The sequence below is a fragment of the Mesorhizobium huakuii genome (genome assembly GCF_030160235.1).
In the GTDB taxonomy this organism is placed as follows: Bacteria; Pseudomonadota; Alphaproteobacteria; order Rhizobiales; family Rhizobiaceae; genus Mesorhizobium; species Mesorhizobium huakuii.
Genome location: NZ_BSNY01000027.1, coordinates 218134 through 237212, shown reverse-complemented (window position 1 = coordinate 237212; position 19079 = coordinate 218134). Strand labels below are relative to the sequence as shown.

Here is a 19079-nt window from a genome sequence, read left to right as displayed (position 1 = left end):
CCGTGTCTGAGATCAGCCGGCGAGTATACGCTCGATTGCCGGGCGGTTCAGCCCCTTGAGGCCGATGACGACGAGGCGCGAACGGCGGTCGTCCTCGGCCGTCCAGGCACGGTCATAGTAGTGATTGACGCGTGGGCCGACGGCCTGCAGCAGGAGCCGCATCGGCTTGCCGCCGACCTCGACGAAGCCTTTCACGCGCAGCACGTTTTCCTGTTCGGCGGCGGCGGCGACGCGTTGTGCCAGTTCGTCTGGATTGGCGATCGACGCGATGTCGACGATGAAGGTGTCGAAGTCGTCATGCTCATGGTCGAAGGCGCCGTCATGATGCGACTTGCGGTTCTCGATGTCGTCCTCGACGGCGAGACCGAGCCCGAGCAGCACGGAGGGATCGACCTTGCCATGCGAGGTCGGCACGATCTTCACGGCACGGGCGGAATGTTCGCCAATGATGGCGTTGGCGCGGGCCGAACCGGCGGCGTCCATCAGGTCGCTTTTCGACAGGATGATCAGGTCGGCGCAGGCGATCTGGTCCTCGAACAGTTCCTCGACCGGGTCGTCATGGTCGAGGCTGTCATCACCGGCGCGCTGCGCCTGCAGGGCGTCCATGTCGTTGGCGACGCGGCCTTCGGCCAGCGCGGGACCGTCGACCACGGCGATCACGCCGTCGACGGTCACACGGCTCTTCACCGTCGGCCACTGAAAAGCCTGGACCAGCGGTTTGGGCAAAGCGAGGCCCGAGGTCTCGATCAGGATGTGGTCGACCTTCGGGTTGAGTGACAGGATCTGGTCGAGCGCGGGCACGAAATCGTCGGCGACGGTGCAGCAGATGCAGCCATTGGCCAGCTCGACGATGTTCTCCTCCGGGCAGGTGTCGATACCGCAGCCTTTGAGGATCTCGCCATCGATGCCGATGTCGCCGAACTCGTTGACGATGATGGCAATGCGCTTGCCGCCGGCGTTCTCCAGGAGATGGCGGACCAGCGTCGTCTTGCCGGCGCCGAGGAAGCCGGTGACGACGGTGCAGGGGACGCGGGTGACGGAAGCGCTCATGATCAATCCTTCAACAGGTCGAGGGGAGGAATGCGGGCAACGAGGCCGCGCTTGAGGGAATCGGGCCGGCCGCGCCAGGGAATGAGGCCGTCCGTCGAGGTGGCGAAGAGCTTGGCGCCGGTGACGAGGTCGGCGCCACTGGTTGCGGTCAGGTCGCCGAAGACATAGCTCCAGCAGCCATCACGCAGGATCGCGGCGCTCAGGCGGCGCTTGCAGTTGCCGAGGCATTCGACCGTGCGGATACGGATGGTCTCATCCGATGCGGCGCGGCGGGTGTCGTCAGCCAAGAGTTCTCCGGCGCGGGGATGGGCGTCGGAGCCGGTCTCGTCGCGGCAGGAGGCGCAGACGATGACGGTGACGCCGGCCAAGGCTTCGCCGTCGGCGGACGAATTGTCCGCTGTGCCAGCCGAAAAACTGCTGTTCTGGTCCAAAAAACCGGGCTCCTTGCCCGGAAACCCGCCGGGCGATCGGATTCTTTTGTCTCAGACGGCAGGTCTCCTGGCTCGCGGGTCATCGCCTTGGGTGCCGCCTTCCCGGGAACATCCCAGTGGCTTTCGGCCTTGGCTCTTCGCTTACAGTTGCGGGGACAGCCGCGGATTTGAGATTTTTCACCCCGCACCGCATTCCCTCTTAGCCCCTGCCGTTGCGGGCAAGGGACCGTCTGGACCGGATTTAGGCTTTTGCAGGCAGCGGTGTCAACGCGGGCTTACGACACGGCGATGTCGACCAGCGCCGGACCCAGATCGCCAGCTGGCGTCACTTCGATGCGTTCAAGGCCGAGCCAACCCTGCATCTGCCTCAATTCCTCGAACAGCTGTGCGGCGGTTTCGGGGGGCGCGCCGGGCTCGGCGTAGGCGGCGTGGACGCGCAGGACGCTGGCCGGCCGATCGGCCTTGAGGTCGACGCGCGCGACGATCCGGTCGCCGAGCAGGAAGGGCAGGACGTAATAGCCGTACTGGCGCTTCTCGGCGGGAGTATAGATCTCGATGCGGTAGTGGAAATCGAACAGCCGCTCCGAGCGCGAGCGCTCGAAGACGACCGGATCGAACGGCGCCAGCAAGGCGCGGGCCTCGATTTTCCGGGGCAGGCGGGCGTCTCTATGGAGATAGGCCGGCTTGTCCCAGCCTTCGACACGCACCGGCACGAGCTCGCCCAGCTCGACCAGTTCCTCCAGCCGGCCTTTCATGTCGGCCGGCGACAGCCGAAAGTAGTCGCGCAAATCGCCTGATGTCGCCACCCCATGGGCGCGGGCGGAAATGCGCAGCAATTCGCGGTGCGCGTCCTCGGCGGCCGGCACCGGCAGGTCGAGGATCGCCTGCGGCAGCACGCGCTCGGGCAGATCATAGAAGCGCTCGAAGCCGCGGCGGTGCGCCGTGGTGATGCGCCCGGCCCAGAACAGCCATTCGAAGGCGTGCTTGGCATGGCTCCAGCCCCACCAGCCGCCGGAGCCTTTCTGGCCTTCCAGCGCCGAAGCAGCGATCGGGCCGCGCGCGACGACCTCGCGGTATATCTCTTCTATATAGGCGGCATGCTCACGGCCCCATTTGGCCAGACCCAGATACATCTCGTCGCCCTGCTCGGCACGCTGCATGCGCCAGCGCATCAGCGGGTAGGTCTCCACAGGCAGGAAGGATGCCTCGTGCGCCCAGTATTCGAAGACCGTGCGCTTGCGCGTCACGGCGGCATTGTCGAGCAAGGTGAGGGGATAGGGGCCAAGGCGGGAATAAAGCGGCATATAATGCGCGCGCACCACCGCGCTGACGGAATCGATCTGCAGCAGGCCGGTGCGGGAGAGCACGCGGGCAAAGTGGCGGCGGTCGGGCGTACCGCCAGGGCGGGGGTCGAGAAATCCTTGAGCGGCGAGCGCGATGCGCCGGGCGGCGGCAAGCGAGATTTTTTCCTTCATGCAGGCATCACTCTGGGTGCTTCGACTGTAGGGCTAACGGGTGATTCCAGGCCATGCTAGCAGGGTTTTGGCGGCAACCCTGTCAGGAGAGAAAAGTGGAGTAAAAAACGAAGGAAATCAAACAGGAGCGGATCGGACCAGTTTCTCCGGATATGCCGTCCAGGTCGGCGTTTTGAACAAGGTTTGACTTGCTTCGCTGGAAGTGCTGCGCTAACCCTCGCCGCGTTGCAGCATAGGCCCCTTAAAACGGTTCAGCGGTTAATCTGTCACGCTTCCGCATTAAGGTCCGGTGCTGTAATCAAAGTGGATTGGCGCCAACGGAAAGCCGCTGCATGAACGCACTTCTCAGTTCGTACCTGCCCATCGTCCTGTTCATCGGCGTGGCGCTGGTCGTCGGCCTGGCGCTGCTGGCCGCACCGTTCCTGGTGGCCTACCGCAATCCCGATCCCGAAAAGCTTTCCGCCTACGAGTGCGGTTTCAACTCGTTCGACGATGCCCGCATGAAATTCGACATCCGCTTCTACCTGGTGTCGATCCTGTTCATCATCTTCGATCTGGAAGTGGCCTTCCTGTTTCCCTGGGCGGTGTCCTTCTCGAAGATCGGCATGCTCGGTTTCTGGTCGATGATGGTGTTTTTGGCAGTGCTGACCATCGGCTTTGCCTATGAATGGAAAAAAGGAGCGCTGGAATGGGATTGAACGACAGTTCAGGCACCCTCGTCGCGCCGAAGCCGAAGGGCATCATCGATCCCAACACCGGCAGGCCGGTGGGGGAGGACGATCCCTTCTTCCTCGAAATCAACAATGAGCTTGCCGACAAGGGTTTCCTGGTCACCTCGACCGAGGCGCTGATCACCTGGGCGCGCAGCGGCTCGCTGATGTTCATGACCTTCGGTCTGGCGTGCTGCGCCGTCGAGATGATCCACACCTCGATGCCGCGCTACGACTCGGAGCGCTTCGGTGTCGCGCCGCGCGCGTCGCCGCGCCAGTCCGACATCATGATCGTCGCCGGCACGCTGACCAACAAGATGGCGCCGGCGCTGCGCAAGGTCTACGACCAGATGCCGGAGCCGCGCTACGTCATCTCGATGGGCTCCTGCGCCAATGGCGGCGGCTACTACCACTATTCCTATTCGGTGGTGCGCGGCTGCGACCGCGTCGTGCCGGTCGACATCTATGTGCCCGGCTGCCCGCCGAGCGCCGAAGCTTTGCTCTACGGCATTCTTCTGCTGCAGAAGAAAATCCGCCGCACCGGCACGATCGAACGGTAAATCCATGGCCGCATCCCTTAGCGAACTGTCGACCTATCTCGGCGAAAAGCTGATTGGTCGCGTCAATGGCGCTGACATCGCCTATGGCGAGCTCACCATCCATGTCGAGCCGCACGACCTCATCGAAGTGGTGACCTTCCTGCGTGACGATGCGCGCTGCCAGTTCATCTCGATCATCGATGTCTGCGGCGCCGACTATCCGTCGCGGGCCAAGCGCTTCGACGTCGTCTACCACCTGCTGTCGCCGAAACAGAATGTGCGCATCCGCGTCAAGGTACAGGCCGACGAGGAGACGATGGTGCCGTCGATCACCGGCGTATTCCCGGGGGCCGACTGGTTCGAGCGCGAGACCTATGATCTTTATGGCGTGCTGTTCTCGGGTCATCCCGATCTGCGCCGCCTTTTGACCGACTACGGTTTCGAAGGCCATCCGCTGCGCAAGGATTTCCCGCTGACCGGCTTCGTCGAAGTGCGCTACGACGACGAAGCCAAGCGCGTCATCTACGAGCCTGTGGAATTGAAGCAGGAATTCAGGAACTTCGACTTTTTGAGCCCATGGGAGGGAACGGACTACGTTCTTCCCGGGGACGAAAAAGCCAAGACGAATTGAGGCGCCAGAATGGCTGAGACCTCCGTCCGCAATTTCAACATCAACTTCGGCCCGCAACACCCTGCGGCGCACGGCGTTTTGCGCCTCGTGCTGGAGCTCGACGGCGAAGTCGTCGATCGTGTCGATCCGCATATCGGGCTGCTGCATCGCGGCACGGAAAAGCTGATCGAGGCGAAAACCTATCTGCAGGCTGTGCCTTATCTCGACCGGCTCGACTACTGCGCGCCGATGAACCAGGAGCATGCCTTCGCGCTTGCCGCCGAGCGCCTGCTCGGTATCGAAGTGCCGAGGCGTGGCCAGCTGATCCGGGTCCTCTATTGCGAAATCGGCCGCATCATGTCGCACATCCTCAATGTGACGACGCAGGCCATGGACGTCGGCGCGCTGACGCCGCCGCTATGGGGTTTCGTCGAGCGCGAAAAGCTGATGGTGTTCTATGAGCGCGCCTCCGGCTCGCGCATGCATGCCGCCTATTTCCGCCCCGGCGGCGTCCATCAGGACCTGCCGCGCCAGCTGGTCGAGGATATCGGCAAGTGGATCGACCCGTTCCTGAAGTCGATCGACGATCTCGACAAGCTGCTGACCGGCAACCGCATCTTCAAGCAGCGCAATGTCGATATCGGCATTGTTTCGCTGGCCGATGCCTGGGCCTGGGGCTTCTCGGGCGTCATGGTGCGCGGTTCGGGCGCGGCGTGGGACCTGCGCAAGTCGCAGCCCTATGAATGCTATTCGGAAATGGATTTCGACATCCCGATCGGCAAGAACGGCGATTGCTACGACCGTTATCTCGTGCGCATGGAAGAAATGCGCCAGTCGGCACGGATCATGCGCCAGTGTGTCGATCTCTTGCTCGGCAAGGAAAGCACCGGCCCGGTGTCGAACCTCGACGGCAAGGTCGTGCCGCCGAAGCGTCAGGCGATGAAGCGTTCGATGGAAGCGCTGATCCATCACTTCAAGCTCTACACCGAAGGCTATCGCGTGCCGGCGGGCGAGGTCTATGCGGCCGTCGAGGCGCCGAAGGGCGAGTTCGGCATCTATCTCGTCTCCGACGGCACCAACAAGCCGTACCGCTGCAAGCTGCGTGCGCCCGGCTTCGCACATCTGCAAGCCATGGATTTCCTCTGCCGCGGCCACATGCTGGCTGACGTCACCGCCGTTCTCGGCTCCCTCGACATCGTGTTTGGTGAGGTCGATCGCTAAATGTCAGTCCGCCGTCTCGCAGAAGCCAGCGTCCAGCCAGCATCCTTCGCCTTCAACCGGGCGAACGCGGCAGCGGCGAAGCAATGGATCAAGAAGTATCCGAAGGGCCGCGAGCAGTCGGCGATCATTCCGCTGCTGATGCTGGCGCAGGAACAGGAAGGCTGGGTCACCAAGGCGGCGATTGAGACGATCTCGGACATGCTCGGCATGCCCAGGATTCGCGGCCTCGAGGTCGCGACCTTCTACACGCAGTACCAGCTCAATCCGGTTGGCACCCGTGCGCACATCCAGGTCTGCGGCACCACGCCCTGCATGTTGCGCGGCTCGGAAGCGCTGATGGATGTCTGCCGCTCGAAAATCCATCACGACCAGTTCCACACCAACGACAAGGGCACCTTGTCGTGGGAAGAGGTCGAGTGCCTCGGCGCCTGCGTCAACGCGCCGATGGTGATGATCTTCAAGGATACGTTCGAGGATCTGACGCCGGAACGGCTGGCCGAAATCATCGATCTTTACGATGCGGGCAAGGGCGCTTCGGTGGCGCCGGGACCGCAGAACGGCCGTACCGGCTCCGAGCCGGCCTCCTGCCTGACGACGCTGAAAAGCGAAAAGGCGATCCTCAAGTCGACCCGCGACCGGGAGGCCAGGGAGGCTGCAAAGGCCGCCAAGGCGGCACCCGACGCGATCATCGCCGCGCCTGTTCCGGCACCCGCTGCCGCTCCCGTCGCGCCGTCCAATGCCAGCAAGCCGAAGACCGATGCGCCTGAAACCAGCCCGGCTTTGAAGACACCATCAAAGACCAAGGTGGCGCCTGCGGCGGAGAAGGCGGCGAGTGTCTCGGCGCCGCTGCATTCGGCAGCCAACGCCAACCAGGCAGCGCCGGAAGTCGAGAAGGTCTCCAAGCAGCGCAATGGTCCAAAAACCAAGGCCGAACCGGCCGCCGCCTTCAAGGCGCCGGAGGCCAGGGCGGCAAAGCCGGCAAAACCGTCGCTCGAGGACAAGAACCGTCCAGCCGGCATCGACAGGCCGGCCGCGGTCGATGATCTCAAGCTGATCTCCGGCGTTGGCCCGAAGATCGAGGGCGTCCTGCATACGCTGGGCATCTTCACCTTCGCGCAGGTCGCTTCCTGGAAGAAGGCCGAGCGCGAATGGGTCGACGGCTATCTCTCCTTCCATGGCCGTATCGAGCGCGACGACTGGGTCAAGCAGGCCAAGGCGCTCGCCAAGGGCGGCGTCGCCGAATACATCCGCGTCTTCGGCAAGAAGCCGGTCTGAGGGACGAAAAATGCTTCAGGATAAAGACCGCATCTTCACCAACATCTACGGCCTTTTCGACAAGTCGCTGGCCGGTGCCATGGCGCGCGGCGCCTGGGACAATACGCCCGGCATCGTCGCCAAGGGGCGCGAATGGATCGTCAACGAGATGAAGGCGTCGGGCCTGCGCGGCCGTGGCGGCGCCGGCTTCCCGACGGGCCTCAAATGGTCGTTCATGCCCAAGCAGAGCGACGGCCGGCCGAGCTACCTGGTCATCAACGCCGACGAATCCGAGCCCGGCACCTGCAAGGACCGCGACATCCTGCGCAACGACCCGCACACGCTGGTTGAGGGCGCCTTGCTCGCCGGCTTCGCCATGGGCGCGATTGCGGCCTACATCTATGTGCGCGGCGAGTTCATCCGCGAGCGCGAGGCGCTGCAGCGCGCCATCGACGAGGCCTATGAGGCCAAGCTGATCGGCAAGGGCAACACGTCAGGCTACGATTTCGACGTCTACATGCATCACGGCGCCGGCGCCTATATCTGCGGCGAGGAGACGGCGCTGCTGGAAAGCCTGGAAGGCAAGAAGGGCCAGCCGAGGCTGAAGCCGCCATTCCCGGCCAATGTCGGCCTCTATGGCTGCCCGACCACCGTCAACAATGTCGAATCGATCGCGGTGGCGCCGACCATCCTGCGCCGGGGCGCTGCGTGGTTCTCGTCCTTCGGCCGGCCCAACAATGTCGGCACCAAGCTGTTCTGCGTCTCCGGCCACGTCAACAATCCGTGCACCGTCGAAGAGGCGATGTCGATCCCGTTCCGCGAACTGATCGAGACGCATTGCGGCGGCATCCGCGGCGGCTGGGACAATCTGCTCGCGGTTATCCCGGGCGGCGCCTCGGTGCCGCTGGTGCCGGCCGAGCAGATCATCGATACGCCGATGGATTTCGACGCGCTGCGCGACCTCAAATCCGGCCTTGGCACCGCGGCCGTCATCGTCATGGACAAGTCGACCGATGTCGTAAAGGCGATCGCGCGGCTGTCCTACTTCTACAAGCACGAGAGCTGCGGCCAGTGCACGCCGTGCCGCGAAGGCACCGGCTGGATGTGGCGGGTGATGGAGCGGCTGGTGCGCGGCGAGGCGCAGAAGCGCGAGATCGACATGCTGCTCGACGTCACCAAGCAGGTCGAGGGCCACACGATCTGCGCGCTCGGCGACGCTGCGGCATGGCCGATCCAAGGCCTGATGCGGCATTTCCGCGGCGAGGTGGAGCGGCGCATCGACGAGTTTTCGCGCAACGCGCACCGCGCCGAACCGGTGATGGTGGCGGCGGAATAGAAGATTTTTGAATGCTGGAATAACGGGGCGGGGCGAACGAAGAAACGACCAGGAGAACTCTATGGCGCCGTATTCGACACCCTACCCATTGATGCCCAATTTGGACCAGATCGAGAAGATGAACCAGGACCTGACCAGGATGATGCCGAAGGAGATGGCCAGCGCCGTCAACCTTTTCGTGCACCCTGTCGCGGGTGCGGCGGCGATGTCGGCGCTTGGCATCGGGCTGGCCAACCACGCGCTCGGCGTCTGGCTGGGGGCGCTTTCGGGCGCCGCCGAGGCATCACAGCGCCTGATGCAGCCGCTGATCGAGGATTTCGAGGCACGCGTCGAGCAATTCGAGGACGCCAGCTCGTCGTCCATCAGGGCGCGGGCGACGGCCAAGACGCTGATAGCCGAGGCGCAGTCCTTCGCGCAGGAGGTCACCGACATCGCCGCCAAGGAGGCCGCCACCACGGCGCCGGCGGTGAATGCGGCTCCGGCAGCCGGCGAGACCGCCGATGTGCTGCTGCCCGAGGATTTCAGGCAGCCCAAGGCGATCGACAAGCCGGCGAAACCGTCGGACCTCAAGGCGATTTCGGGCATCGGTCCGAAGCTGGAAAAGGTATTGAACGGGCTTGGCATCTGGACCTATGCCCAGATCGCCGCCTGGTCGCCGCAGGAGATCGCCTGGGTCGACGACTATCTGTCGTTCAACGGCCGAATCGGCCGTGACGACTGGACTGCCCAGGCGGCCGTGCTGGCTGCGAAGAAGTGAATGAAATGCCGGGCGCCGCGTCTGTCGCGCCCGGGAAATGAGATTGCGGGAAATCCGCAGGGGTTTGAAGCGAATGGCAAAGCTCAAGGTCGACGGGAAAGAGATCACTGTACCCGACCACTACACGCTGCTGCAGGCGGCGGAAGACGCGGGCGCGGAAGTGCCGCGCTTCTGCTTCCATGAGCGGTTGTCGATCGCCGGCAATTGCCGCATGTGCCTGATCGAGGTGAAGGGCGGGCCGCCCAAGCCGCAGGCCTCCTGCGCCATGGGCGTGCGCGATTTGCGCCCCGGCCCCAATGGCGAACCCCCGGAAATCTTCACCAACACGCCGATGGTCAAGAAGGCCCGGGAAGGCGTGATGGAATTCCTGCTGATCAACCATCCGCTGGATTGCCCGATCTGCGACCAGGGCGGCGAATGCGACCTGCAGGACCAGGCCATGGCCTTCGGCGTCGATTCCTCGCGCTATCACGAGAACAAGCGCGCCGTCGAAGACAAGTATATCGGCCCGCTGGTCAAGACGGTGATGAACCGCTGCATCCATTGCACGCGCTGCGTCCGCTTCACCACGGAAGTCGCCGGCATTTCCGAACTCGGCCTGATCGGCCGCGGCGAGGACGCCGAGATCACCACCTATCTCGAACAGGCGATGACCTCCGAGCTGCAGGGCAATGTCATCGATCTCTGCCCGGTCGGCGCGCTGACTTCCAAGCCCTTCGCCTTCCAGGCGCGGCCGTGGGAATTGACCAAGACCGAATCCATCGACGTGATGGACGCGGTCGGCTCGGCGATCCGCATCGACAGCCGTGGCCGCGAAGTGATGCGCATCCTGCCGCGCGTCAACGAGCAGGTGAACGAGGAGTGGATCTCCGACAAGACCCGCTTCATCTGGGACGGATTGCGCACGCAGCGCCTCGATCGCCCCTATGTGCGCAAGGACGGCAAGCTGGCTCCGGCGAGCTGGGCTGAAGCCTTCGGTGCGATCAAGGATGCCGTGTCGAAGACGACACCCGAGAAGATCGGCGCGATTGCAGGCGATCTCGCCGCGGTCGAGGAAATCTATGCGCTGAAGCTGCTGATGGCTTCGCTCGGCTCCAGGAACGTCGATTGCCGCCAGGATGGCGCCGCGCTCGATCCGGCGCTCGGCCGCGCCAGCTACATCTTCAATCCGACCATCGAAGGCATCGAGCAGGCCGACGCGGTGCTGATCATCGGCGCCAATCCGCGTTTCGAAGCCTCGGTGCTCAACGCCCGCATCCGCAAGCGCTGGCGGGTCGGCAATCTGCCGGTCGGCGTCATCGGCGATATCGGCGACACGCGCTACGAGTATGAACTGCTCGGCGCCGGGCCGGATTCGCTGAAGGATCTGGCCGACGGCAATGGCAAGTTCTTCCAGACGCTGAAGAAGGCGACGCATCCGCTGATCATCGTCGGCCAGGGCGCGCTGGCGCGCGCCGACGGCTCGGCCGTGCTCGGCCAGGCGGCGAAGCTTGCCACTGCCGTGAATGCCGCGCGCGCCGACTGGAACGGCTTTGCCGTGCTGCACAATGCGGCGGCCAGGGTCGGCGGCCTCGATCTCGGTTTCGTGCCGGGCGAGGGCGGCAAGGATGTCGCCGGCATGCTGGGCGAAACGGACGTGCTGTTCCTGCTCGGCGCCGACGAAATCGACATGGGCAAGACCGGCGGAGCCTTCGTCGTCTATATCGGCACCCACGGCGACCACGGCGCGCATCGCGCCAATGTCATCCTGCCGGCGGCAGCCTACACCGAAAAGTCGGCCACCTACGTCAACACCGAAGGCCGCGTGCAGCAGACGAATCGCGCCGGCTTCGCGCCTGGCGATGCGCGCGAGGACTGGGCGATCCTCAGGGCACTGTCCGACGTGCTGGGCAAGAAACTGCCGTTCGACTCGCTGCCGCAGCTGCGTGCCAAGCTCTATGGCGAGTACCCGCATCTGGCCCGCATCGATCAGGTCGCGGCTGGCAATGCGGAGGACATCGCCGGCGTGGCGAAACTCGGCGGGCGGCTGAACAAGGGCACCTTCACTTCGCCGGTCAAGGATTTCTACCTGACAAACCCGATCGCGCGGGCATCGGCCGTGATGGCGGAATGCTCGGCACTGGCCAAGAGCGGCTTCAAGCAGGCGGCGGAATAAGCATGGACACCTTCTTCTCCTTCTACGTGCTGCCGGCGCTGCTGATCCTTCTGAAGTCAGTCGTGCTGATCGTGGTGCTGCTGATCTTCGTGGCCTACATCCTCTACGCCGACCGCAAGATCTGGGCTGCCGTGCAGTTGCGCCGTGGTCCGAACGTCGTCGGCCCCTGGGGCACGCTGCAGGCCTTCGCCGATCTGTTGAAATTCGTCTTCAAGGAACCGGTCATCCCGTCCGGTGCCAACAAGGGCGTGTTCCTTCTGGCGCCGCTGGTGTCGGCGGTGCTGGCGATCTCGGCCTGGGCGGTCATTCCGGTCAACCAGGGCTGGGCGATCGCCAACGTCAATGTCGGCATCCTCTATGTCTTCGCCATCTCCTCGCTCGAGGTCTATGGCGTGATCATGGGCGGCTGGGCGTCCAACTCGAAATATCCGTTCCTCGGCGCGCTGCGTTCGGCCGCGCAGATGGTGTCCTACGAAGTCTCGATCGGCTTCGTCATCGTCACCGTGCTGCTCACCGCCGGCTCGCTCAACCTCAGCGATATCGTGCTGTCGCAGCAGGGCGGGCTTGGCACGCGGCTTGGCCTGCCCAACACCTTCCTCGACTGGAACTGGCTGGCGCTGTTCCCGATGTTCATCATCTTCTTCATCTCGGCGCTCGCCGAGACGAACCGGCCGCCTTTCGACCTTGTCGAAGCCGAATCGGAACTGGTCGCCGGCCATATGGTCGAATATTCGTCGACGCCGTTCCTGCTGTTCTTCCTCGGCGAGTATGTCGCGATCGTCCTGATGTGCGCGCTGGCCACCATCCTGTTCCTTGGCGGATGGCTGCCGCCCTTCGACTTCGCGCCCTTTACCTGGGTGCCCGGCGTCATCTGGTTCGTGCTGAAGGTCTGCTTCGTGTTCTTCGGCATCTCCATGGTGAAGGCCTTCGTGCCGCGCTACCGCTACGACCAGCTGATGCGGCTGGGCTGGAAAGTGTTCCTGCCGATCTCGCTGTTCATGGTGGTCGCCACCGCAGCCTTCCTCAAGATCACGGGGTTTGCGTGATGTCCGCTTTGTCCCAGGCCGCAAAATCGCTGCTGCTGCAGGATTTCGTCAGCGCCTTCTTCCTGTCGATGCGCCAGTTCTTCGCGCCGAAGGAGACGATCAACTATCCGCACGAGAAGGGGCCGACCAGCCCGCGCTTCCGGGGCGAGCATGCGCTGCGCCGCTATCCCAATGGCGAGGAACGCTGCATCGCCTGCAAATTGTGCGAGGCGATCTGCCCGGCGCAGGCCATCACCATCGAGGCCGGCCCGCGCCGCAATGACGGCACGCGCCGCACGGTGCGTTACGACATCGACATGGTGAAGTGCATCTATTGCGGCTTCTGCCAGGAGGCCTGCCCGGTCGACGCCATCGTCGAGGGGCCGAATTTCGAGTTCGCGACGGAAACGCGCGAGGAGCTCTACTACGACAAGGACAAGCTGCTGGCGAATGGCGACCGGTGGGAGCGCGAACTGGCGCGCAACATCTCGCTGGATGCGCCGTACCGCTGATATTTGACGCATGGACGAGGCGAGGGGCCTCGTCTAAGGACACAACGAAACTTGCCGACCGGAGGCGGTCGCAAAAATCAAACAGGACGAGCGTCCTGTTTGGACAGGAACCCGGGGGAACCCCAATGCTGAGTGGACTAGAGGCGGCCTTCTTCTACCTCTTCGCCTTTGTCGCCGTGGCGTCGGCGTTCATGGTCATTTCATCGCGCAACCCCGTGCATTCGGTGCTGTTCCTGATCCTGACCTTCTTCAACGCCGCCGGCCTGTTCATGCTGACCGGCGCCGAATTCCTGGCGATGATCCTGCTCGTCGTCTATGTCGGCGCGGTCATGGTGCTGTTCCTGTTCGTCGTCATGATGCTCGACGTCGACTTCGCCGAAATGAAAGAGGGCGCCCTGCAATACGCGCCGATCGGCGCGCTGGTCGGGCTGATCCTGGCGGCGGAGCTGATCGTCGTGCTGGGCGGCTACACATTCGCGCCGAAGCTGGCCGCGACGGTGTCCAAGCCGATCCCCGATCTCGCCACGCGCTCGAACACGGCCGCGCTCGGCGACATCCTCTATACCGACTACCTCTACTACTTCCAGATTTCGGGCCTCATCCTGCTGGTTGCCATGATCGGCGCCATCGTGCTGACGCTGCGCCACAAGGAAGGGGTCAAGCGGCAGTCGATCGCAGCCCAGGTCGGCCGCACGCCGGCCACCGGCATGGAAATCCGCAAGGTCAAGTCGGGCGAAGGAGTCTGAGATGGTCGTCGGCATCGCACATTATCTGACCGTATCGGCGATCCTGTTCACGCTCGGCGTGTTCGGCATCTTCCTGAACCGCAAGAACGTCATCGTCATCCTGATGTCGGTCGAGCTGATCCTGCTTGCGGTCAACATCAACTTCGTCGCCTTTTCGGCGGCGCTCGGCGATCTGGTCGGCCAGGTGTTCGCGCTGTTCGTGCTGACGGTCGCGGCGGCTGAAGCGGCCATCGGACTTGCCATTCTCGTCGTCTTCTTCCGCAACCGCGGCTCGATCGCGGTCGAAGACGTGAACATGATGAAGGGTTGACGGAACCACCATGTATCAGGCCATCGTCTTCCTTCCACTGCTCGGCTTCCTGATCGTCGGCCTGTTCGGCACGTCGCTCGGCGCCAAGGCGTCCGAATACATCACCTCCGGCTTCCTGGTGATTTCGGCTGTGCTGTCGTGGGTCGCCTTCTTCAGCGTCGGTTTCGGCCATGGCGAGGTGTTCACCGTGCCGGTGCTGCACTGGATCCAGTCCGGCGGGCTGGACGTCTCCTGGGCGCTGCGCATCGACACGCTGACGGTGGTGATGCTGGTGGTGGTCAACACCGTGTCGGCGCTGGTTCACATCTATTCGATCGGCTACATGCACCACGATCCGAACCGGCCGCGCTTCTTCGCCTATCTGTCGCTGTTCACCTTCGCCATGCTGATGCTGGTGACGGCCGACAACCTGGTGCAGATGTTCTTCGGCTGGGAAGGGGTGGGCCTTGCCTCCTACCTGCTGATCGGCTTCTGGTACAAGAAGCCGTCGGCCAATGCCGCGGCCATCAAGGCCTTCGTCGTCAACCGCGTCGGCGATTTCGGCTTCGCGCTCGGTATTTTCGGCGTGTTCGTGCTGTTCGGCTCGGTCAACCTCGGCACCATCTTCGCCAATGCGGCGACGTTCATTCCGGCCGAAGGCGCGCCGCATGGTGCTGCCGTGCTGACCTTCCTCGGCCAGGCGCTGGACAAGCAGGCCGCCATGACCGTCGTGTGCCTGCTCCTGTTCATGGGCGCCATGGGCAAGTCGGCGCAGGTGCCGTTGCACACCTGGCTGCCGGACGCCATGGAAGGCCCGACGCCGGTCTCGGCTCTCATCCATGCCGCCACCATGGTGACGGCGGGCGTGTTCATGCTGGCGCGGCTGTCGCCGCTGTTCGAACTGTCGCATTCGGCGCTGACCGTGGTGACCTTCATCGGCGCCTCCACCGCCTTCTTCGCGGCCACAGTCGGTCTGGTCCAGAACGACATCAAGCGCGTCATTGCCTATTCGACCTGCTCGCAGCTCGGCTACATGTTCGTGGCGCTCGGCGTCGGCGCCTATGGCGCGGCGATCTTCCATCTGTTCACGCATGCCTTCTTCAAGGCGCTGCTGTTCCTCGGCTCGGGCTCGGTCATCCATGCCGTCTCCGACGAGCAGGACATGCGCAAGATGGGCGGCCTGCGCAAGCTGATCCCGACCACCTACTGGATGATGGTGATCGGCACGCTGGCGCTGACCGGCGTCGGCATTCCGGTGACCGTGATCGGCACCGCCGGCTTCTTCTCCAAGGACGCCATCATCGAGAGCGCCTTTGCCGGCCACAATTCGGTCGCCGGCATCGCCTTCATCCTGCTGGTCATCGCCGCCTGCTTCACCTCGTTCTATTCCTGGCGCCTGATCTTCATGACCTTCCACGGCAAGCCGCGGGCGAGCCATGAGGTGATGCACCATGTGCATGAATCGCCACCGGTGATGCTGGTGCCGCTGTTCGTGCTGGCCGCCGGCGCGCTGTTTGCCGGCATCATCTTCCACAGCTCGTTCATCGGCGAAGGCTATGCCGAGTTCTGGAAGGCGTCGCTGTTCACGCTGCCGGACAATCACATCCTGCACGAGATCCACGAACTGCCGCTGTGGGTCGAACTGTCGCCCTTCATCGCCATGCTGATCGGCTTCGCGCTCGCCTGGAAGTTCTACATCCGCTCGCCGGAAATGCCCGTCAATCTCGCCGCTCAGCATCGCGGGCTCTACGCCTTCCTGCTCAACAAGTGGTATTTCGACGAGCTCTACGACTTCCTGTTCGTGCGGCCCGCCAAGCGCCTCGGCCATTTCCTGTGGAAGACCGGTGACGGTACCGTCATCGACGGGCTCGGGCCGGATGGCATTTCGGCGCGTGTCGTCGATGTCACCAACCGCGTCGTCAAGCTGCAGACCGGCTACCTCTACCACTATGCCTTCGCCATGCTGATCGGCGTTGCCGCACTCGTCACCTGGATGATGCTCTGATGACCGCCTGGCCAATCCTCTCGCTGGTCACCTTCCTGCCGCTGGTTGGTGCGCTGCTGATCCTGTTCATCAGGGATGACAGCGAAAACGCGCGCCGCAACATCCGCGCCATCGCGCTGTTGACGACGACGTTCACCTTCATCGTCTCGCTGTTCATCTGGACCGGCTTCGACAATTCGCAGGCCGGCTTCCAGTTCGTCGAGAAGTTCGCCTGGCTCGACTCTGGCATTTCCTACCATATGGGCGTCGACGGCATTTCCATGCTGTTCGTCATCCTGACGACGTTCCTGATGCCGCTCTGCATCCTGGCGTCGTGGGAAGCGATCGACAAGCGCGTCAAGGCCTACATGATCGCCTTCCTGCTGCTCGAGACGCTAATGATCGGCGTGTTCTGCGCGCTGGACATCGTGCTGTTCTACGTTTTCTTCGAGGCCGGCCTGATCCCGATGTTCATCATCATCGGCGTGTGGGGCGGCAAGCGGCGCGTCTATGCCTCGTTCAAGTTCTTCCTCTATACGCTCGCCGGTTCGGTGCTGATGCTGCTCGCCATCATGGCGATGTTCTTCCAGTCCGGCACGACCGACATCCCGACGCTATTGACGCACAGCTTCCCGGCCAACATGCAGACCTGGCTATGGCTTGCCTTCTTCGCCTCCTTCGCGGTGAAGATGCCGATGTGGCCGGTGCACACCTGGCTGCCCGACGCGCACGTCGAGGCGCCGACGGCAGGTTCGGTGATCCTGGCCGGCATCCTCCTGAAGATGGGCGGGTACGGTTTCCTGCGCTTCTCCTTGCCGATGTTTCCGCTGGCGTCCGAAATGTTCGCGCCGCTGGTCTTCACGCTCTCGGTCGTCGCCATCATCTACACCTCGCTGGTGGCGCTGATGCAGGAGGACATGAAGAAGCTGATCGCCTATTCGTCGGTCGCCCATATGGGCTTCGTCACCATGGGCATCTTCGCCATGAACCAGGAAGGCGTGCAGGGCGCGATCTTCCAGATGCTCAGCCACGGCCTCGTCTCGGGCGCGCTGTTCCTGTGCGTCGGCGTCATCTATGACCGCATGCACACGCGTGAAATCGCTGCCTATGGCGGCCTGGTCAACAACATGCCGAAATACGCCACCGTGTTCCTGATCTTCACCATGGCCAATGTGGGCCTGCCGGGCACATCGGGCTTCATCGGCGAGTTCCTGACCATGCTCGGCGTGTTCCGGGTCAACACCTGGGTGGCGTTCTTCGCCGCCACCGGCGTCATCCTGTCGGCCGCCTACGCGCTCTGGCTCTACCGCCGGGTGATCTTCGGCGCGCTGACCAAGGACAGCCTGAAGGGGTTGCTCGACCTGTCGCTGCGCGAGAAGGTGATCATCTACCCGCTGGTCCTGCTGGTCATCTTCTTCGGCGTCTATCCCGCTCCCGTCTTCGACGCGACGGCCCAGTCGGTCAAGTCGCTCGTCACCAATGTCACCGCATCCATCGGCGCCGCGCAGACCGCGGCGGCGAACTGACCCAGGGGTTTTGCGAACCATGACGCCGGACCTTCTCTCCAGCCTGTCGCTCTCGACGCCCGAGCTGATCCTTGCCATCGGCGCGCTCGCGCTGCTGATGGTCGGCGCCTATTCGCGCGCCAACACCGCCAATACCGTGACCGGCCTTGCCGTCGCCGTGCTGGTGGTCGCCGGCGCCTGGCTGGTCTTTTCCACGGGGCAGGGCAGCGCCTATGGCAACGCCTTCATCCAGGATCCCTTCTCCCGTTTCATGAAGGTGCTGGCACTGGTTGGCTCGGCGGTGACGCTCGTCATGTCGATGCGCTTTGCCAAGGCGGAGCGTTTCGACAAGTTCGAATATCCGGTGCTGATCCTGCTGTGCACGCTCGGCATGATGCTGATGATCTCGGCCAACGGCATGATCGGGCTCTATCTCGGCCTCGAACTGCAGTCGCTGGCCATCTACGTGCTGGCGGCGATCAACCGCGACAATCTGCGTTCGACCGAGGCCGGCCTGAAGTACTTCGTCCTCGGCGCGCTGTCGTCGGGCATGCTGCTCTACGGTATCAGCCTGGTCTACGGCTACACCGGCAACACCGGCTTCCAGGAAATCGCCTCGGCACTTGGCAGCGGCGAGCGGCAGCTCGGCCTCGTTTTCGGCCTGGTCTTCGTGCTGGCTGGCCTGGCCTTCAAGATCTCGGCCGTGCCGTTCCACATGTGGACGCCCGACGTCTATGAAGGCGCGCCGACGCCGGTGACGGCCTTCCTGGCGGCCGCCCCCAAGATGGCGGCGATGGCGCTGATCGTGCGCGTCACCATGGGTGCGTTCAAGCCGATCGCCGCGGACTGGCAGCAGATCATCGTCTTCATCTCGGTCGCCTCGATGGCGCTCGGCGCCTTTGCCGCGATCGGCCAGACCAACATCAAGCGGCTGATGGCCTATTCCTCGATCGGTCACATGGGTTACGCGCTGGTCGGCCTCGCCGCCAACAGCCAGGCCGGCGTGCGTGGCGTCGCCATCTACATGCTCATCTACCTGGTCATGACGCTCGGCACCTTCGCCTTCATCCTCGCCATGCGGCGCAAGGAAGGCAATGTCGAGCAGATCAGCGACCTGGCCGGGCTGTCCTCGACCAATCCGATCATGGCGACGATCCTCACCATCCTGATGTTCTCGCTGGCCGGCATCCCGCCGCTCGCCGGCTTCTGGGGGAAGTGGTATGTCTTCCTCGCCGCCATCAACGCCAACCTCTACGCGCTGGCGATCATCGGCGTGCTGGCCTCGGTGGTGGGCGCTTACTACTACCTGCGCATCATCAAGATCATGTGGTTCGACGAACCGGTCGGCGGTTTCGTGCCGATGGCCAGCGAACTGCGTGTCGTGCTTGGCGTCTGCGGCGCCTTCGTGCTGTTCTATGTGCTGATCGGCGGACCGATCGGCACCTATGCCGAAGCCGCCGCCAAGACATTTTTCTGACGG

18 protein-coding genes and 1 riboswitch are annotated in these 19079 nt (G+C 63.6%); of the genes, 15 read left to right on the top strand and 3 right to left on the bottom strand.

The genetic code is table 11. From position 1 onward, the window contains the following. Positions 1–12 precede the first annotated feature (12 nt). From cobW to QQK95_RS15215, 3 genes are all read right to left on the bottom strand, one after another. The gene (cobW, locus tag QQK95_RS15225) at positions 13–1050 is read right to left on the bottom strand and encodes a cobalamin biosynthesis protein CobW (protein WP_284273995.1); all 1038 of its coding nucleotides are present in this window, start codon (positions 1048–1050) and stop codon (positions 13–15) included. A 2-nt stretch (positions 1051–1052) separates the two neighbouring features. After that, positions 1053–1481, bottom strand: coding sequence for a DUF1636 family protein (locus tag QQK95_RS15220; protein ID WP_284273993.1), 429 nt, complete (start codon positions 1479–1481; stop codon positions 1053–1055). Positions 1482–1521: 40 nt separating this feature from the next. Next, positions 1522–1727, bottom strand: a riboswitch (cobalamin riboswitch). Between the two features lie 29 nt (positions 1728–1756). Then, positions 1757–2956 (bottom strand): winged helix-turn-helix domain-containing protein, encoded by a 1200-nt coding sequence (locus QQK95_RS15215; protein WP_284273991.1) that lies wholly within the window; start codon positions 2954–2956, stop codon positions 1757–1759. Positions 2957–3288: 332 nt separating this feature from the next. Between QQK95_RS15215 and QQK95_RS15210 the strand changes: the two genes are divergently transcribed. The 15 genes from QQK95_RS15210 (at position 3289) to nuoN (ending at position 19076) form a co-directional block, all read left to right on the top strand. Then, positions 3289–3654 (top strand): NADH-quinone oxidoreductase subunit A, encoded by a 366-nt coding sequence (locus QQK95_RS15210; protein ID WP_010910112.1) that lies wholly within the window; start codon positions 3289–3291, stop codon positions 3652–3654. Further along, entirely contained in the window at positions 3645–4226 is a 582-nt protein-coding gene (locus QQK95_RS15205) for a NuoB/complex I 20 kDa subunit family protein (RefSeq protein ID WP_015317338.1), read from the top strand. Before QQK95_RS15210 ends, QQK95_RS15205 begins: the two co-directional genes overlap by 10 nt. A gap of 4 nt (positions 4227–4230) precedes the next feature. Further along, positions 4231–4836, top strand: a complete 606-nt coding sequence (locus tag QQK95_RS15200; RefSeq protein WP_284273893.1) for an NADH-quinone oxidoreductase subunit C — start codon at positions 4231–4233, stop codon at positions 4834–4836. 9 nt (positions 4837–4845) lie between these two features. Further along, entirely contained in the window at positions 4846–6036 is a 1191-nt protein-coding gene (locus QQK95_RS15195; protein ID WP_284273891.1) for an NADH-quinone oxidoreductase subunit D, read from the top strand. Further along, positions 6037–7311 carry an NADH-quinone oxidoreductase subunit E gene (locus QQK95_RS15190; protein WP_284273889.1) on the top strand — a complete coding sequence of 425 codons (1275 nt, stop codon included), beginning with the start codon at positions 6037–6039 and terminating at the stop codon, positions 7309–7311. Between the two features lie 10 nt (positions 7312–7321). Continuing rightward, positions 7322–8626, top strand: coding sequence for an NADH-quinone oxidoreductase subunit NuoF (nuoF, locus tag QQK95_RS15185; protein ID WP_010910107.1), 1305 nt, complete (start codon positions 7322–7324; stop codon positions 8624–8626). A gap of 61 nt (positions 8627–8687) precedes the next feature. Further along, positions 8688–9383 carry an NADH-ubiquinone dehydrogenase gene (locus tag QQK95_RS15180; protein ID WP_284273887.1) on the top strand — a complete coding sequence of 232 codons (696 nt, stop codon included), beginning with the start codon at positions 8688–8690 and terminating at the stop codon, positions 9381–9383. A gap of 73 nt (positions 9384–9456) precedes the next feature. Continuing rightward, on the top strand, positions 9457–11538 hold the full coding sequence (gene nuoG / locus QQK95_RS15175) for an NADH-quinone oxidoreductase subunit NuoG (RefSeq protein ID WP_284273885.1): 2082 nt from the start codon (positions 9457–9459) through the stop codon (positions 11536–11538). Positions 11539–11540: 2 nt separating this feature from the next. Continuing rightward, entirely contained in the window at positions 11541–12584 is a 1044-nt protein-coding gene (nuoH, locus tag QQK95_RS15170; RefSeq protein WP_284273884.1) for an NADH-quinone oxidoreductase subunit NuoH, read from the top strand. Beyond that, entirely contained in the window at positions 12584–13075 is a 492-nt protein-coding gene (nuoI, locus tag QQK95_RS15165; protein WP_027046992.1) for an NADH-quinone oxidoreductase subunit NuoI, read from the top strand. The genes nuoH and nuoI overlap by 1 nt, the downstream gene beginning before the upstream one ends. A 125-nt stretch (positions 13076–13200) precedes the next feature. Then, positions 13201–13821, top strand: coding sequence for an NADH-quinone oxidoreductase subunit J (locus tag QQK95_RS15160; protein ID WP_202359191.1), 621 nt, complete (start codon positions 13201–13203; stop codon positions 13819–13821). Position 13822: 1 nt separating this feature from the next. Beyond that, on the top strand, positions 13823–14131 hold the full coding sequence (nuoK, locus tag QQK95_RS15155; RefSeq protein ID WP_019858930.1) for an NADH-quinone oxidoreductase subunit NuoK: 309 nt from the start codon (positions 13823–13825) through the stop codon (positions 14129–14131). Positions 14132–14141: 10 nt separating this feature from the next. Then, entirely contained in the window at positions 14142–16115 is a 1974-nt protein-coding gene (gene nuoL, locus QQK95_RS15150; RefSeq protein WP_284273857.1) for an NADH-quinone oxidoreductase subunit L, read from the top strand. Next, positions 16115–17620, top strand: a complete 1506-nt coding sequence (locus QQK95_RS15145; protein ID WP_284273856.1) for an NADH-quinone oxidoreductase subunit M — start codon at positions 16115–16117, stop codon at positions 17618–17620. The genes nuoL and QQK95_RS15145 overlap by 1 nt, the downstream gene beginning before the upstream one ends. Before the next feature lie 19 nt (positions 17621–17639). Next, complete coding sequence (gene nuoN / locus QQK95_RS15140; RefSeq protein ID WP_284273855.1) at positions 17640–19076, top strand: NADH-quinone oxidoreductase subunit NuoN; 1437 nt, start codon at positions 17640–17642, stop codon at positions 19074–19076. Positions 19077–19079: the final 3 nt, after the last annotated feature.

Bases quoted from the DNA above. Each gene is read 5' to 3' on its own strand.
- QQK95_RS15210 (WP_010910112.1), top strand. From the start codon at position 3,289: ATGAACGCACTTCTCAGTTCGTACCTGCCCATCGTCCTGTTCATCGGC.
- cobW (WP_284273995.1), bottom strand. From the start codon at position 1,050: ATGAGCGCTTCCGTCACCCGCGTCCCCTGCACCGTCGTCACCGGCTTC.
- nuoL (WP_284273857.1), top strand. From the start codon at position 14,142: ATGTATCAGGCCATCGTCTTCCTTCCACTGCTCGGCTTCCTGATCGTC.
- QQK95_RS15215 (WP_284273991.1), bottom strand. From the start codon at position 2,956: ATGAAGGAAAAAATCTCGCTTGCCGCCGCCCGGCGCATCGCGCTCGCC.
- nuoI (WP_027046992.1), top strand. From the start codon at position 12,584: ATGTCCGCTTTGTCCCAGGCCGCAAAATCGCTGCTGCTGCAGGATTTC.
- nuoH (WP_284273884.1), top strand. From the start codon at position 11,541: ATGGACACCTTCTTCTCCTTCTACGTGCTGCCGGCGCTGCTGATCCTT.
- QQK95_RS15200 (WP_284273893.1), top strand. From the start codon at position 4,231: ATGGCCGCATCCCTTAGCGAACTGTCGACCTATCTCGGCGAAAAGCTG.
- QQK95_RS15145 (WP_284273856.1), top strand. From the start codon at position 16,115: ATGACCGCCTGGCCAATCCTCTCGCTGGTCACCTTCCTGCCGCTGGTT.
- nuoK (WP_019858930.1), top strand. From the start codon at position 13,823: ATGGTCGTCGGCATCGCACATTATCTGACCGTATCGGCGATCCTGTTC.
- QQK95_RS15180 (WP_284273887.1), top strand. From the start codon at position 8,688: ATGGCGCCGTATTCGACACCCTACCCATTGATGCCCAATTTGGACCAG.
- nuoF (WP_010910107.1), top strand. From the start codon at position 7,322: ATGCTTCAGGATAAAGACCGCATCTTCACCAACATCTACGGCCTTTTC.
- nuoG (WP_284273885.1), top strand. From the start codon at position 9,457: ATGGCAAAGCTCAAGGTCGACGGGAAAGAGATCACTGTACCCGACCAC.
- QQK95_RS15205 (WP_015317338.1), top strand. From the start codon at position 3,645: ATGGGATTGAACGACAGTTCAGGCACCCTCGTCGCGCCGAAGCCGAAG.
- QQK95_RS15195 (WP_284273891.1), top strand. From the start codon at position 4,846: ATGGCTGAGACCTCCGTCCGCAATTTCAACATCAACTTCGGCCCGCAA.
- nuoN (WP_284273855.1), top strand. From the start codon at position 17,640: ATGACGCCGGACCTTCTCTCCAGCCTGTCGCTCTCGACGCCCGAGCTG.
- QQK95_RS15160 (WP_202359191.1), top strand. From the start codon at position 13,201: ATGCTGAGTGGACTAGAGGCGGCCTTCTTCTACCTCTTCGCCTTTGTC.
- QQK95_RS15190 (WP_284273889.1), top strand. From the start codon at position 6,037: ATGTCAGTCCGCCGTCTCGCAGAAGCCAGCGTCCAGCCAGCATCCTTC.